Annotated in this window: 15 protein-coding genes; 6 read left to right on the top strand and 9 right to left on the bottom strand. The window is 71.7% G+C overall.

All coding sequences use genetic code 11. The annotated features are described in order from the left end of the window. Nucleotides 1–631: 631 nt before the first annotated feature. A complete protein-coding gene (tyrS, locus tag ABT297_RS18210) occupies nucleotides 632–1900 on the bottom strand; it encodes a tyrosine--tRNA ligase (protein WP_350550585.1) in 1269 nt (422 codons plus the stop codon). A gap of 96 nt (nucleotides 1901–1996) precedes the next feature. Between tyrS and ABT297_RS18215 the strand changes: the two genes are divergently transcribed. Beyond that, a complete protein-coding gene (locus ABT297_RS18215) occupies nucleotides 1997–2305 on the top strand; it encodes an antibiotic biosynthesis monooxygenase family protein (protein WP_350550588.1) in 309 nt (102 codons plus the stop codon). A gap of 248 nt (nucleotides 2306–2553) precedes the next feature. Beyond that, nucleotides 2554–3459, top strand: coding sequence for an NADP-dependent oxidoreductase (locus tag ABT297_RS18220; protein ID WP_350550591.1), 906 nt, complete (start codon nucleotides 2554–2556; stop codon nucleotides 3457–3459). A gap of 41 nt (nucleotides 3460–3500) precedes the next feature. Here ABT297_RS18220 and ABT297_RS18225 read toward each other — a convergent pair whose 3' ends face one another. Both ABT297_RS18225 and ABT297_RS18230 read right to left on the bottom strand, forming a co-directional pair. Then, a complete protein-coding gene (locus ABT297_RS18225; RefSeq protein WP_350550594.1) occupies nucleotides 3501–4289 on the bottom strand; it encodes an SGNH/GDSL hydrolase family protein in 789 nt (262 codons plus the stop codon). Then, nucleotides 4286–4657, bottom strand: a complete 372-nt coding sequence (locus ABT297_RS18230; RefSeq protein WP_350550597.1) for a winged helix-turn-helix transcriptional regulator — start codon at nucleotides 4655–4657, stop codon at nucleotides 4286–4288. Before ABT297_RS18230 ends, ABT297_RS18225 begins: the two co-directional genes overlap by 4 nt. A gap of 67 nt (nucleotides 4658–4724) precedes the next feature. On the opposite strand from ABT297_RS18230, the gene ABT297_RS18235 reads away from it, so the two are divergent. Then, nucleotides 4725–5336, top strand: a complete 612-nt coding sequence (locus tag ABT297_RS18235; protein WP_350550599.1) for an NAD(P)-dependent oxidoreductase — start codon at nucleotides 4725–4727, stop codon at nucleotides 5334–5336. 26 nt (nucleotides 5337–5362) lie between these two features. Here ABT297_RS18235 and ABT297_RS18240 read toward each other — a convergent pair whose 3' ends face one another. The 5 genes from ABT297_RS18240 to ABT297_RS18260 form a co-directional block, all read right to left on the bottom strand. After that, entirely contained in the window at nucleotides 5363–6118 is a 756-nt protein-coding gene (locus ABT297_RS18240; protein WP_350550601.1) for an ABC transporter permease, read from the bottom strand. Then, the gene (locus tag ABT297_RS18245) at nucleotides 6115–7059 is read right to left on the bottom strand and encodes an ABC transporter ATP-binding protein (RefSeq protein WP_350550604.1); all 945 of its coding nucleotides are present in this window, start codon (nucleotides 7057–7059) and stop codon (nucleotides 6115–6117) included. The genes ABT297_RS18240 and ABT297_RS18245 overlap by 4 nt, the downstream gene beginning before the upstream one ends. A gap of 156 nt (nucleotides 7060–7215) precedes the next feature. After that, on the bottom strand, nucleotides 7216–7833 hold the full coding sequence (locus tag ABT297_RS18250; protein ID WP_350550607.1) for a PadR family transcriptional regulator: 618 nt from the start codon (nucleotides 7831–7833) through the stop codon (nucleotides 7216–7218). Between the two features lie 62 nt (nucleotides 7834–7895). Beyond that, complete coding sequence (locus tag ABT297_RS18255; RefSeq protein ID WP_350550609.1) at nucleotides 7896–8516, bottom strand: hypothetical protein; 621 nt, start codon at nucleotides 8514–8516, stop codon at nucleotides 7896–7898. 80 nt (nucleotides 8517–8596) lie between these two features. Further along, nucleotides 8597–9160 carry a hypothetical protein gene (locus ABT297_RS18260; protein WP_350550612.1) on the bottom strand — a complete coding sequence of 188 codons (564 nt, stop codon included), beginning with the start codon at nucleotides 9158–9160 and terminating at the stop codon, nucleotides 8597–8599. A gap of 420 nt (nucleotides 9161–9580) precedes the next feature. Between ABT297_RS18260 and ABT297_RS18265 the strand changes: the two genes are divergently transcribed. The 3 genes from ABT297_RS18265 (at nucleotide 9581) to recQ (ending at nucleotide 12596) form a co-directional block, all read left to right on the top strand. Continuing rightward, nucleotides 9581–10390, top strand: a complete 810-nt coding sequence (locus ABT297_RS18265) for a hypothetical protein (RefSeq protein WP_350550614.1) — start codon at nucleotides 9581–9583, stop codon at nucleotides 10388–10390. A 32-nt stretch (nucleotides 10391–10422) separates the two neighbouring features. Beyond that, a complete protein-coding gene (locus ABT297_RS18270) occupies nucleotides 10423–10614 on the top strand; it encodes a YciI family protein (protein ID WP_350550616.1) in 192 nt (63 codons plus the stop codon). Between the two features lie 98 nt (nucleotides 10615–10712). Next, nucleotides 10713–12596, top strand: a complete 1884-nt coding sequence (gene recQ, locus ABT297_RS18275; RefSeq protein ID WP_350550799.1) for a DNA helicase RecQ — start codon at nucleotides 10713–10715, stop codon at nucleotides 12594–12596. Between the two features lie 32 nt (nucleotides 12597–12628). On the opposite strand, the gene asnB is transcribed toward recQ, so the two are convergent. After that, nucleotides 12629–14551 carry an asparagine synthase (glutamine-hydrolyzing) gene (asnB, locus tag ABT297_RS18280; RefSeq protein WP_350550619.1) on the bottom strand — a complete coding sequence of 641 codons (1923 nt, stop codon included), beginning with the start codon at nucleotides 14549–14551 and terminating at the stop codon, nucleotides 12629–12631. Nucleotides 14552–14588: the final 37 nt, after the last annotated feature.

Below are 14588 nucleotides of genomic sequence, written 5' to 3' on the forward strand. Positions count from 1 at the left end.
ACAAACCTCCAAGAGGCCCATGCCACGGGGTAATAATCATTTGGCACTGGCTTAACAAGCACCCTGTTGAGTTCTCAAACAACCAACACACACCGCCGAACTTCACCGTTTCCGGCTTGGCCCGTCCGGGGCATTTCGTTCTGATTCAGTCTAGCAGGTCCGTTTTGCGAGTCAAGTCCGGCTTGCCGCACCTTGTCCCGTTTTGCGGACACACAACAACTCTTCCGGAACCCCGGTCGAGTGTCGTATTCTGTCGGCAGGACGTCCGCTGCGGCTCGCTTCGCGACCCGCGTGCTTCGTCCGTGGTCCCTGCCGGTTGTCTAGCCTACCTGGTGTTCGCCCGGCGTCCAAATCGCGTTCGCCATACGTTTCCCCAGGCACGATCACTACCCGGTCACCCGGCTCGCAATCGATTTGGCCTCGGCAGGCCGTCCGCCGCGGCGCGTCTCGCGCTCCGCTGTCTCGTCCGTTTCCCTGCCGACCGTCTACTTTACTCGGCTTCCCGGTCGCCACCAAATCGATCACTCTCTTCGGCGGCACCCGGCCGAAGCCGGGTGTTGCACGGGCGCGCCGGGCGCCGCAGCGAGGTCAGAAGTTACACGGCGCCCGGCGGCTGCGCCAAATCAAGAGGTCACGCGGGGACGAGCTCGACCCCCGCGAACGTGCGCTTTCCCTTGCGCAGCACCAGGAGTCCACCGGCCAGGGCACGGTCGGCGGGCACGATCTCCTCGGCGTCGGACACCCGCTCGTTGTTCACGTACGCACCGCCCTCGGCCACCGTCCGCCGCGCGTCGTTGCGGCCGGAGGCCAGGCCGGCGGCGATGAACAGGTCGGCGACCGTCGAGCCCGCAGGTGCCGCCACGAGGCCCGCCTCGCTGAGCGCGGCACGTAGCGTCGACGCCGAGAGCTCGCCGAGTGAACCCCGGCCGAACAGCGCCTGGCTCGCCGCGATCACCTGCGCGGTCTCCCCCGGCCCGTGTACGAGCGTGGTCATCTCCTCCGCGAGCCGCCGCTGGCCGATCCGGGCCGCGGGCCGCTCGGCGGTCTCCTTCTCGATCGCCTCGATCTCCTCACGCCCGAGGAACGTGAGCTTGCGCAGCAGCCCGCCGACGAGCGCGTCCTCGAGGTTCACGAAGTACTGGTACAGCGCGTACGGGCTGGTCATCTCCGCGTCCATCCACAGGCTGCCGCCGCCGGTGGACTTGCCGAGTTTCTCCCCCGCCGAGTTCACCAGCAGCGGCGTCGCCAGGAGGTGTACCGAAGCGCCCTCCACCCGATGGATCAGGTCCGTGCCGGCCGTGAGGTTGCCCCACTGGTCGCTGCCGCCCGTCTGCAGCTTGCAGCCGTAACGGCGGTACAGCTCCAGAAAGTCCATGCCCTGCAGGATCTGGTAGCTGAACTCCGTGTAGCTGATACCGGCGTCCGAGTTCAACCGGGCGCTCACCGCGTCCTTGGTGAGCATCTTGTTGACCCGGAAATGCTTGCCGATCTCGCGCAGGAAGTCGATCGCCGACATCGGCGCCGTCCAGTCGTAGTTGTTCACCATCCGGGCGGCGTTGTCGCCGGTGAAGTCGAGGTACGGCTCGATCTGGCCCTTGATCCGTTCGACCCATTCGGCCACCGTGTCCGTCGAGTTGAGCTGGCGCTCCGAGGAGGGCCTGGGGTCGCCGATCAGCCCGGTCGCGCCGCCGACCAGGGCGAGCGGCCGGTGCCCGGCCAGCTGCAGGCGTCGGACGGTAAGCACCTGCAGGAGGTTGCCGATGTGCAGGCTCGGCGCCGTCGGGTCGAAGCCGCAGTAGTAGGTGATCGGCCCCTTCGCCATCTCCGCGCGGAGTTCGTCGAGGTCGGTCGAGAGCGCGATCAGGCCGCGCCACTGCAGATCGTCGAGCACATCGGTCATGGCGCGATTGTCCCACCCTCCCCGGGTCGTCCCCCACCGCGTTACCGGGCCGGAGGGCGACGGGGTTTTGTCATACCCGGCCGCTACGGTTGAGCCATGGCAGTCGTGAAGATCAACGCGATCGAGGTCCCCGAGGGCGCGGGGCCTGAGCTGGAGCGCCGGTTCGCCGCGCGGCAAGGGGCCGTCGAGGGCGCGCCGGGCTTCCTGGGCTTCGAGTTGCTGCGCCCGACCGCGGGTGAGACGCGGTATTTCGTCTACACCAAGTGGGAGTCCGAGGAGCATTTCCAGGCGTGGTCCACCGGACCGGCCCGCGAAGCTCACTCCGGCGAGCGGGCGAAACCGGTGGCGACCGGCTCGAGCCTGCTGGAGTTCGAGGTCGTCCAGCAGGCGGACCCGCGAGCCTGACACCTGGCCGGGGCAAACCCGGAGGTCGTACGGCGGGAGGGGCGCCCTGTGCCTGACCTCCCGGCAACTGGCTGTCGCAGATCCGGCTGACCGACGGCGGCTTCGAGGTCGACGCCCTCCCGTGCGCCTGGCGCGACGACTGGATCGCCGATTACCGCATCCAGTCCTTCGCCGGCTGTCCACGGTGGACGGCCACCGCACGGCGCGCGGGACCGAGCACGAAGCACACACGCGATCCGGGAGCAGATGTGAAGGCGTTGCGGTATTCCGAGTACGGGCCGTCGAGCGTGCTGCGGGTCGTCGACGTGCCCGAGCCGCAGCCGGAGGCCGGGCGTGTCCGTATCGCGGTGCGGGCGGTGGGCGTCAACCCGTACGACTGGAAGGTGCGCAGCGGCCTCTTCGGGGACACGACCCCCAGCCGGCTGCCTGTCGTGCCGCACTCCGACGTGGCCGGGGTGGTCGACGCGATCGGCGAGGGGGTCGAGGGCGTCGCGGTCGGCGACGAGGTGTTCGGGGTCGCCCCGGGCGGGGCCGCGGCCGAGCTCGCGGTGCTGCGGGTGTGGGCGCCCAAGCCCGCGGCGATGCCGTTCGAGGAGGCGGCTGGGCTGCCCAACGTGGTCGAGACGGCCGGGCGCGGGCTCGACCTGCTCGGTCTGCGGAAGGGTCAGACCCTGCTGGTCAACGGCGCTGCCGGCGGTGTCGGCATCGCGGCCGTGCAGCTGGCCGTCGGGCGGGGCGCCACGGTGATCGGCACGGCGAGCGAGCGCAACCATGAGTTCCTGCGCGGGCTGGGCGCTGTTCCGGTCGCGTACGGCGCGGGGCTGCCCGGCCGCGTCCGCGCCGTCGCGGCGGGCGGCGTCGACCTGGCGCTCGACACGGCGGGCCGGGGTGCCGTCGCGGACCTGGTCGCGCTGACGCCGACGCCCGGCGACGTGGTGAGCATCGCCGACTTCGACGCGCCGCGCCTCGGCGCCCGGGTCACGGACGGCTCGGAGGGGCGCGCGTGGCAGACGCTGGCCGAGGTCGCCACCCTCTTCGCCGAGGGTCGCTTCACCATGCCCGTCGAGCGCACGTTCCCGCTGTCCGAGGCCGCGGCCGCCCACGACCTGAGCGAGTCGGGCCACGTGCGCGGCAAGGTCGTGCTGACCCTCTGAGTCCCGCGCCGCGGCAAGGCGGCAGGAGAGCACAGTGCGCGTCAGGCGTCGAGCAGGACCGGGGTCGCGGTGGCGCGCTTGCAGACGCGGTCGTCGCCCGAGGAGCGTCCCAGCAGGTGGCGGCCCGCCCACGGCAGCATGTGGCGGCGCATCCAGGCGAGCTCCGCGCAGACCGTCTCGTGCCGCCGGCGCGGCGGGGCCGCCGGGAGCGGGGCGGTCCAGGCGTCGTCGGTGCCGGGCAGGCCCAGGGAGAAGGCCAGGGCCGCGCCGATGCGCTCGTGCCCGGCGCTGTTGGCGTGCAGGCGGTCGTCGCTCCAGAGGCGCGGGTCGGAGGCGACCGGATACGCGCCGAGGTCGAGCAGGATCGCGCCGCTGTCGGCGGTGGCCTTGCGGATCTGCGCGTTGAGGGCGAGCACCCGGCCCCGCAGCGGCCGGGCCAGCGGCATCACCGGCGTCGGGTCGGGCAGCGTAAAGGTCAGCACGGTCGCGCCCCGCATGACGAGGGCGAGCTGCATCGCGTGGATGTCGCGGGCGACCTCGGCCACGTCGAACGAGCCCCGCATGATGTCGTTCATGCCGGCGACCACGGTGGCCAGGTCGGGCTCGAGGTCGAGGGCGGGCGCCAGCTGCTCGGCCCGGATCCGGGCGGTGGTGCGCCCGCGGATGGCGAGGTTGGCGTACTCCAGGCCGTCCGGCGCCTGCGCGCGGGCGACGTGCTCAGCGAAGCGGTCGGCCCAGCCGCGGTACCCGCCGTCGCCGTCGGGGTCGTCCATGCCCTCCGTGGTGCTGTCGCCGATGGCGACGTAGCGGCGGTACACGCGGGCGTTCATGCGCCGCGCAGCGCGTAGGCGGCGCGGGCCGACTCGACGGCGGCCAGGTGCTCGGCGGCCCAGGCGCGGCAGGCGTCCATCGCCGGGAACAGGGTGCGGCCAAGGTCGGTGATGGCGTACTCGACCCGGGGCGGGATCTCGTCGTACGTCGTGCGGGTGATCATGCCGTCGCGCTCCAGGGCGCGCAGGGTCTCGGCCAGGACCTTGGCCGAGACACGGCGCAGCGGGACGCGCAGGTCGCCGAAGCGGCGCGGGCCGTCCCGCAGGCAGATCAGCACCATGCCCGCCCACTTGTCGCCGATCCGAAACGGCGTCACGGCCGATGGGCAGGCCGGGTCGAACAGGTCCGGCGGGAGGGGGTCGCGCATCGCCCCACCGTAACGCGTGCTTCGGTTACCTTGCAGTTACCGAGGTATCGCGTTCTACGGTCCTGGCATGACTTCAGTGGTGGTGTTCGGGGCGGGCGGACGGGCCGGGCGGCAGATCCTGGCCGAGGCCGGGAGACGGTCGATCGAGGCGACGGCGGTCGTGCGCGACCCGGCGAAATATCCGGATGTCTCCGGTGCGGTCGCCGGTGACGCGACGGACGCCGGGCTCGTGGCGACGGCGGCGCGCGGGCACGACGTGGCGATCTCGGCCGTGTACGGCGCGGACCTCGATCCGGCGGCGTACGGCGAGGCGATGGCGGCGCTGCTGCGCGGCCTGGAGCGCGCCGAGGTGCGACGGCTGCTGCTGATCGGCGTCGCGACGACGCTGCCGGGCGACGGCGGCGTTCGGAGGTTCGAAGAGCCCGGCTTCCCGGCCGAGTGGCGGCCGTTCTCGCAGGCGCGCGCCGACGAGCTGACGGTGCTCGAGCGCTACGACGGCGCCGTGGACTGGGTGGTGTTGACGCCGGCGGCGGAGCTGATCGAGGACGAGGGCAGTTCGGGGTACCGAATCCGGAATTCCGGAACCGCCCTGAGCTACACGGCGCTGGCGAACGCGCTGCTGGACGAGGTGGCGGCCGATCGCCACCACCGCACCCAGCTCGCCATTTCCGGCAGCTAACCGATAATCATAGATCCGAAAGACTCCTACACCGACCGTTGATACGCGCGGAATGTCCGGCCCGACAAGTACACCAGCGCCGCCGCCAGCACCAGCAGCCCGCCACCGTAGGTCAGCGACCGCGGCCAGTCCACCGCGCCGGCCAGCGCCGAGCGGCAGGTCTCCAGCGCCCAGTTCACCGGGTTTCCCCGCGCGACCGCCTGCATCCACCCCGGCATCAGGCCCGGCGCGATGAACGCCGAGGACAGGAACGTCAGCGGCAGCAACAGCAGCGTGTTGAGGCCGATGATCGTCTCGCGCTGGCGGACCAGCATGCCGGCGGTGTTGGACAGGGCGCTGAAGACGACGCCGAGCAGCGCCGAGGAGGCGATGAGCAGCAGGACGCCGCCGATCGGGTAACGCGCGCCGGCGGCCAGGCCGAGCAGCACGATGATGATCGACTGGATGGTGACGCTGAGGGTCTGCTCGACGACCACGGCGTCGAGGATCGCGCCGCGGCGGGCGGGCGTGCTGAGGAAGCGGTTCATCGTGCCACGGTCAATCTCCTCGAGCACGCCCATGCCGGACCACATGCTCGACGAGACCGCGCTCATCACGACGACGCCGGGCACCAGGTACGTGAGGTAGCTCCCGCCGCCGAAGCCGGGCAGGTCCACAACCCGGCGGAAGAGGTTGCCGAACAGGAACAGCCAGATCGCGGGCTGGATGAGCGTCACGAACAGGAACGCGGGCTGCTGGACGAACACCTTGAGCCGGCGCCCGGTCAGGTAGATGAGGTTCACGCCGCCACCTCCATCCGGCGGCCGGCGTGCTTGAGGTACACGTCGTCCAGGCTCGGCCGGGCGACGGTGACCGTGGCGACCCGGATCCCGGCGGCGTCCAGTGCGGCGAGCGCGGCGGGGACGGCGGCCGCACCGTCGTCGGAGCGCGCGGAGAGGCGGTTGCCGTCGAGCGCGACCTCGCGCAGCCCGGGGAGCCCGGTCAGCGCCGTCCGAGCCTGCGGCCCGTCCGGAGTTTCCAGGATTTCGATGTGTACCGCATCCCCGCGCAGCTCCCCCTTGAGCCGGTCGGGCGTCCCCTCGGCGACCACGCGCCCGCCGTCGACGATGACCAGCCGGTCGGCGAGGCGGTCGGCCTCGTCCAGATAGTGCGTGGTGAGCAGGATGGCCATGCCGTCCAGCCGGCGGATCTCGTGCCAGAGCGCGGCCCGGCCCTCGGGGTCCAGGCCGGTGGTCGGCTCGTCGAGGAACAGCACGGCGGGGCGGTGGACGAGCCCCATGGCCACGTCGAGGCGCCGCTGCATGCCACCGGACCAGTCCCGGGTACGCCGGCCGGCGGCCCCGCCGAGGTCGAAGCGCTCGAGCAGCTCGTCGACCCGGCGGCGCAGTTCGGCGCCGCGCAGGCCGAACAGGTGGCCCTGCAGGGTGAGGTTCTCGCGGCCGGTCGCTGCCGGGTCGAGGCCGCAGCGCTGGGCGACGACGCCGATGGCGGCGCGGACCCGCCCCGGGTGCCGGGCCACGTCGTGGCCCATGACCTCGGCGTGGCCGGCGTCGGCGCGGGCCAGGGTGGTGAGGATTTTGACGGTGGTGGACTTGCCGGCGCCGTTGGGGCCGAGCAGCCCGACGATCTCGCCGGGCTCGACGACAAGCGAGAGGTGGTCGAGGGCGCGTACGCCCCGGGGATAGATCTTGACGAGGTCGCGCGCCAGTACGGCAGCGGGCATGACGGTCTCCGTTGATCGGGACCGATCCCACGCAGTTCGCTATCCTGGCGGTTGCAGACAGCCAAGGCCGGCTCGTTCCCGCGGGATCGGTCGAGGTCGTTTTCCCCGGGCCGTGGTGTTCCCGCACCGCGGCCCGGGGTTCTTGCTGTTCGGTTCTTACTGTTCGTGGTGTTCGCGCCAGAGGTCGATCCCCGACAGCGTGCCGGCCTGGATCTCCTCCAGCAGTCCCCGCAGCCAGTCCGCCTCGGCGCGCAGCAGTGCCAGGCCGTACTCCGCCTCGACGGTGAACAGCCGGGGCACCGTCTCGGCGCTCGCCTCCAGCGCGGCCTTCTCGGTCGCGATCTGGAAGTCGAGCATCTCGAGCCGCTTGCGCATCAGGTAGACGGCCTCGTCGGGCGGGAGGATGCCGAGCACGGACAGCCCGGCCCGCAGCCGCGGATACTCCCGCTCGGGGGCGCCGACGATCTCCCGCAGCCAGTCGACGGTCTCCTCGCGACCGGCCTCGGTGATCTGATACACGGTCCGCTCGGGGCGCCGGCCTTCCCGGGCCGTGCGCATCGCCTCGACGAAGCCGTGCTTCTCGAGGTTCTGCACCACGGTGTAGAGCGAACCCCACTGGATCTTGAAGTCCTGCTCCTTGCCGCGGCCCCGCATCTCCGCGGCGATCTCGTAGGGGTGCATCGGGCGGTCGTACAGCGTCGCCAGCACGTGCAGGCCGAGCAGGTTGCCCACCTTGCGGCGCTTCGCCATCGCACCCCCGACATGCTCGCACACGTTTACTCGTGGACGAATATACGCAATACTCGTCCACGAGTAAACACCCGCGAGTGATCCGGTCAGGACTCGGCGGCGAAGGCCTCGAAGCGCTCGGCGACGCCGGTCAGGTCCTCCCGCTCCGACTCCGCGCTGGTCTCGTCGTCGACCGTGGTGGACACCCGCCACCGGCGCTGGGCGGGCACGAACGCGACCCGGATCGAGGCGCCGTCCTCGCGCCAGAGCACCGCCGTGGCGTTGTCCTCGTCGAGCCGGCCGATGAAGTCGCGGATGTCGTCGCCGGTCGGGTGGTGCGCGAGCGAGCCGTCCTCGGTCGTCATGCGCGGCACCGGAAGGCGTAGCAGCCGCCGCGGCTGCCACAGCGCCGCCGGGCGGTGGCGCCCGGGCCGCTGGAAGCACAGCAGCTCGCACTCGCCGGCGAGCTTGTGGATGAGGCGAAGGGTCTCCCCCGGCGCATCGCCATGCAGGGTGAGCAGCACGTGCGTGTCGGTGACGACCACCGGATCGGCCCACAACGCCGGATCGACGCCGGCACGCACCTCGCGGCTGAAGCGTTCCACGCCGGGATCGGCGCCGGCCCATCCGGTGTCGCCCCGCCGCAGCGCCTCGTATCGGTCGACGCCCTGGTCAACCGTGATCGGCCGGGACTCGTACCAGACACCGACCTCGATCAACTCCGTCATGGAAGAACACCGTACGGAACCCCCGGAAACAGGCGCAACTCAGCCACGCATCGTGCCTGGTCCATCACCCGTCCGGCGTTTCATCCACGATCCCCCATCGACTCGGCCATCTTGCGCGCCTCGACCGTTTCGATGAGCCCGGCGGCGTCGTGCGTCGTCACGACGAGCGCGCCGCCCGGGTCGCCGGGCAGGTCGAGCGTGACGACGGTCAGTGGCAGCACCGCGACCCGGCCCCATTCGGTGAAGCGCCCGGCCGGGGCGGCGCGCGCGGCGGCAATGTCGCACCACAGCACGGTCACCGGCGGGTGGCGGCGGGAGGCGGGGCGACGCACACTCAGCGTGAGCCCGTCGGAGCCGGTCGTGACGCGAACCGGCACGCCACCGCCGAACAGCAGCGCGAAGCCGGCCCCGAGCTCCCAGATCACCGCGGCGCGGTGCAGCGGCACATGCCCGAACCAGTGCTCGGCGCCGGCCGCGTGCGCGGCACGCTGACGCCGCCGCGCCCACCACTGGGCGAGGAAGAGGGGTCCGATCGCGGCCGCGGCGAGTCCGGTGAAGGCCAGACCGGCCCGCCACCGCGCGAGCAGCGGCAGCCCGACCGGCACCGCGGCGGCGAGGAACAGCCACCAGCCGCGCCCCCGCACCGGATCCAGCCTACGCGGGCGGACACGTCACATCGGCGGCCCGAACGACGCCGCCGGCCGCGTCCGCAGTGCTCGCCGTGCCCCTCGGCAAGCTGCCCGCGGGCCACATGATCCGCGCGCACATCGGCACCTTCCTCGACACCCGCGCAGGGCGAATATGCGGGCGCGCCGTGACGACGGCCACGAGCGATGGTGGGTTTGGCAGGGTTTCTCCCCGGCCCGTCCGCCGGGTATGGATGGGGGATGCCCTCCGCGACCCCCGTCCGGCTCCTCATGGTGGTCACGTCCGTTGCCGCCGTCCTCGCCACCGCCGGCTGCGGCGCGAATGCGAACCAGCCGGGAGCCAGGCCGCTGTTCGCGTCGCCGCCGCCGTCCAGTGCCGCACCGTCTCCGGCGGCATCAGTGGCATCGGTCGCATCGGTGGCATCGGTACCCGTACCGGCCGGCGTGACCGCGGGCATCGTGATCTACGACCGGCACGACGGCGCGTACGTGCTGCAGCAGAAGGCGAGCTGGCGTTTCCGGTCGGCGTCGCTGGTCAAGCTGCTCATCGCGCTGGACTACTTCTGGGACAAGGGCCCGTCGTACTCCGTGCCGGCCACCGACAGGCCGCAGCTGGAGGTCATGCTGCGCAGCAGCGACGACGAAGCCGCGACCGCGTTCTGGCAGGCGGGTGGGCAGCGCGAGGTGGTGACCCGGATGGTCCAGCGGCTCGGGTTGCGCGACACCGACCCGCCGCCGGCGAGCGAGTCCGGCTACTGGGGTTTCACCGCGACCAGCGCCGGCGACCTGGTCCGTGTCTACCGGTACATCCTCGACCATGCGCCGCGGCCGGTGCGCGAGTTCATCATGAGCGACCTGCACGCCACCACGAACTGCGGCACCGATGGCTACGACCAGTCCTTCGGCATCCCGAGCGCGTTCAAACAGCCGCGCGCCGCGAAGCAGGGCTGGTCGGGCTTCGACGACGACCCCGCCACCCCGTGCGTGGCGAACGCCGAGCCGGCCGGGCTGGCCAAACCCGGCGGCGCCGCGTTCACACCGGCCGCCGAGCCGAACCAGCCCGACATGGGCCAGGTGCTGCACACCACCGGCACCGTCGGCGCCGGCGACCGCTACATCGTCGCGGTGCTGAGCGCCCACCCGGACGGCACGCAGTTCGCGCAGGCCGCCGCCGCCCTGACGAAGATCACCGCAGCCCTGCCGTTGCCGAAGTCGGCGAAGCTCTGACACCCGGGCGAGTCGTGTAGAGATGGGCCGGGGTGGTGCGCGTCCGAGCCGGCGCGCAGACGGTGACCGACGGGCCGTACGTCGAGGCCAAGGAGTTCCTCGCGGGGTTCTACCTGGTCGAGTGCGCCTCGAAGGAGCGCGCGGTCGAGCTCGCGGCCATGATCCCCGACGCGAAGTGGAACGCGATCGAGGTATGCCCGATCGTGTACACCCAGGAGGCATGACGCAGCGTGCCGGCGCGATGGCCGGTCCGTCACCGCGCGGATCGGCCGTCCGTTTCTTGTCGGTGCCGGTCCGTAGAATCGCCGGCGTGGACAGCGAGATGAGTGCGCTCGATGTGTTACGCAGGGTGTTCGGCTACGACGAGTTCCGGGGCAGTCAGCAGGAGATCATCGAGCATGTGATCGGCGGCGGCGACGCGCTGGTGCTCATGCCCACCGGCGGCGGCAAGTCGCTGTGCTACCAGATCCCGGCGCTGGTCCGGCCGGGCACCGCGGTGGTGATCTCGCCGCTCATCGCCCTCATGCACAACCAGGTCGACGCCCTGCGGGAGCTGGGCGTGCGGGCCGGGTTCATCAACTCGACGCTCGACTTCGACCTGCGCCGCACCGTCGAGGCGCAGTTCGCCGGCGGCGAGCTGGACCTGCTGTATCTCGCGCCGGAGGCGCTGGCCTCGCCCGGCACCATGCGGCTGCTCGAGCGCGGCCGGATCGCCCTGTTCGCCATCGACGAGGCGCACTGCGTCTCGCAGTGGGGCCACGACTTCCGCCCCGACTACCTCAACCTGTCGATGCTGCACGAGCGCTGGCCGGACGTGCCGCGCATCGCGCTCACCGCGACGGCGACGACCGCCACCCACCGCGAGATCGCCACGCGGCTCGGGCTGAGCGGCGCCCGGCACTTCGTGTCCAGCTTCGACCGCCCCAACATTCAATATCGCATCGTCGGCAAGCAGGACCCGCGCCGTCAGCTGCTGGAGTTCCTGCGCGGCGAGCACCGCGGCGAGGCCGGCATCGTCTACTGCCTCAGCCGCAACTCGGTGGAGAAGATCGCCGAGTTCCTCAAGGACAACGGCATCGCGGCGCTGCCCTACCACGCCGGGCTCGACGCGCGGACCAGGGCCGACAACCAGGACCGCTTCCTGCGCGAGGACGGCCTCGTCATGGTCGCCACGATCGCGTTCGGCATGGGCATCGACAAGCCCGACGTCCGCTTCGTCGCCCACTTCGACCTGCCGAAGTCGATCGAGGGCTATTACCAGGAGACGGGTCGCGCCGGCCGCGACGGGGAGCCGTCGGTGGCGTGGCTGGCCTACGGGCTGCAGGACGTCGTGCAGCAACGCAAGATGATCGAGACCTCCGAGGGCGACGCCGCTCACCGCCGCAACCTCTCCCAGCACCTCGATGCGATGTTGGCCCTCTGCGAGACGGTCGAGTGCCGGCGCTCGCAACTACTGGCGTACTTCGGCCAGGAGCTCGGCGGCTCGTGCGACAACTGCGACACGTGCCTGGCCCCGCCGGAATCCTGGGACGGCACGATCGCCGCACAGAAGCTGCTCTCGACGGTGTATCGCCTGCATCGCGAGCGCAACCAGAAGTTCGGCGCCGGCCAGTGCATCGACATCCTGCTGGGCAAGAAGACCGACAAGGTCGTGCAGTGGCACCACGACGAGCTGACCGTCTTCGGCATCGGCGCGGACCTGCGCGAGGCCGAGTGGCGCGCGGTCATCCGCCAGCTGCTCGCCCAGGGCCTGCTCGCGGTGGAGGGCGACTACGGCACCCTCGTCCTCACCGACGCCAGCGCCGAGGTTCTCGGCCGCCGCCGCGAGGTCATGCTGCGCCGCGAACCCGAGCGCCCGATCTCCGCCGCGAAGGCCGCGAAGAGCGCGAAGACCGCCCGCCGCGACGCCACCGCGGCCGCCGACCTCCCCGCCGAGGCGACCCCGGTCTTCGAACATCTCCGCGCGTGGCGCGCCGCCACGGCGAAGGCCCAGTCCGTCCCCGCCTACGTCATCTTCCACGACGCGACGCTGCGCCAGATCGCCGCCGAACGCCCCGGCACCCTGTCCGAGCTGTCGACCGTCAACGGCGTGGGCGAGAACAAGCTGGCCAAGTTCGGCCAGCAGATCCTCGACGCCCTGGCCGAACTCGACCCGTCCCCCGACGCCACCCACGACACCCCCGAACCCCCGGACGACGAGCCGTAACCGGCCCGCTGCCGGGCGCGCAGCGGGGCGGGTCAGCCGGTGACCACCGGGCGGGCGGCGGTTTCGGGCAGGGGCACGGTGATCGAGCCGTCGACGAAGATGCCGTACCACAGGCAGAACGACAGCAGGATCCACAGCTTCCGGGCGTGGTCGGCCTCGCCTCGTTCGTGGTCGTTGAGCAGGGTGTGGGCGTAGTCCAGGTCGATCAGCCCGCCGGCGCCCGACGTGGACAGGACGTGGTGTGCCCACTCGGCCAGGTCCGTGCGCAGCCAGCGGCGGGCCGGGGTCGGGAAGCCCAGTTTCGGGCGGTCCGTGATGAAGTCCGGGACGATGCCCTCCATCGCGCGGCGCAGGGCGTACTTGGTGGTGCGGCCCCGGCCGGGCACCTTCAGATGGGCGGGCAGGCGCGACAGCACGTCGAAGACGCGCCGGTCCAGGAACGGCACGCGCAGCTCCAGGGAGTGGGCCATCGACATGCGGTCGGCCTTGGTGAGGATGTCGCCGGTCAGCCACGTGTTGATGTCGATGTGCTGCATCGTGGCCACCGGGTCGAGGCCGGCCGCCTCGGCGTAGAGGGCCGCGGTCACGTGCGGGTGCCCGACGCCGGCGGCGTCGCCGCGCAGGATGCGGGCCTTCTCGTCGTCGGTGAGGATGCGGGCGTTGCCGAAGTACCGCAGCTCCATCGGCGTCGTCGCGCGCTGCAGATAGCTCTTGCCCCGCAGGCCGTCCGGCAGGTGGCGGGCCAGCGCCCGCAGGCCGCGCTGCAGCGGCTCGCCGAGACGGGCGACCGGGGCCAGCGAGCGGGGCTCGCGGTAGATGGTGTAGCCGCCGGCCAGCTCGTCCGCGCCCTCGCCGGACAGCACGACGGTGACGTGTTCGGACGCGGTGCGGGCCAGGAAGTACAGGGGCACGATCGACGGGTCGGCGACCGGGTCGCCGAGGTGCCAGATGATGCGGGGCAGCGCCTCCATGACCTGCTCGGGGCGCACGATGGTCGGGATGAGCTCGACGCCGAGGTGGCGGGCCGAGCGCTCGGCGATCTCGATCTCGGAGAACGCGGTGGACGTGTCGAAGCCGGCGGTGAAGGCGCGCAGCCGCGGATGGTGCTCGGCGGCCAGCGCGACGATCGCGGTCGAGTCGATGCCGCTGGACAGGAACGCGCCGACCGGCACGTCCGCGCGCATGTGGGCGCGGACGCTGTCGCGCAGCGCGGCGCGCAGCTCGCCCACCACGGCCGCCTCGTTCGCCGCCGGGTCGGGGCGGAAGGTGGGCCGCGCGTAGCGGCGGATCGTCGACACGCCGGCGAACTTGCGGGTGAGCAGGCCGCCGGCGGGCAGCCGGGCCACGTCGCTGTGCAGCGTGTACGGCTCCGGCACGTACTGCATCGTGAGGTACAGCGACAGGGCGGTCCGGTCCAGCTCGGCCTTGGCGTGCTCGAGCAGCGGCGGCTTCTCGCTGGACAGCCACAGCCCCTCGGGGGTCTCGAGGTAGTACAGCGGCTTGATCCCGAAGGGATCGCGCGCGGCGTACACGATCTCGGTCGCGTCGTCCCACAGCGCGAACGCGAACATCCCGCGCAGCCGGTCGAGGGCGGCCTCCCCCCAGTGGTGGAAGGCCGCGGCGAGCACCTCGGAGTCGCCGTCGGTGGCGAAGACGGCGCCGTGGGCGCGGGTCAGCTCCTCGCGCAGCTCCTTGTAGTTGTAGATCTCGCCGTTGAAGACGAGCGTCCAGCGGCCCGCCTCGGGGCCGGCCGGCGGGTACCGCAGTGGCTGCCGGCTGCCCTGCCGATCGATAATCGCGAGGCGCTTGAAGCCGGCCGCGGTGCCGGCCCCGATCCGCTCCAGGGCCATGTCGTCGGGGCCCCGATGGTCCAGCAGCGCGAGCTGCCGTTCCATGGCGCCGAGAAGTTCCGGGGAGATGATGGCGTTTCCGGTGTACATCAGGAAGCCGCACATAGCGTCGTTTCCCTTCGGTCGAACGGCCACGATTCGC

Source organism: Dactylosporangium sp. NPDC000555 (assembly GCF_040300025.1).
In the GTDB taxonomy this organism is placed as follows: domain Bacteria; phylum Actinomycetota; class Actinomycetes; order Mycobacteriales; family Micromonosporaceae; genus Dactylosporangium.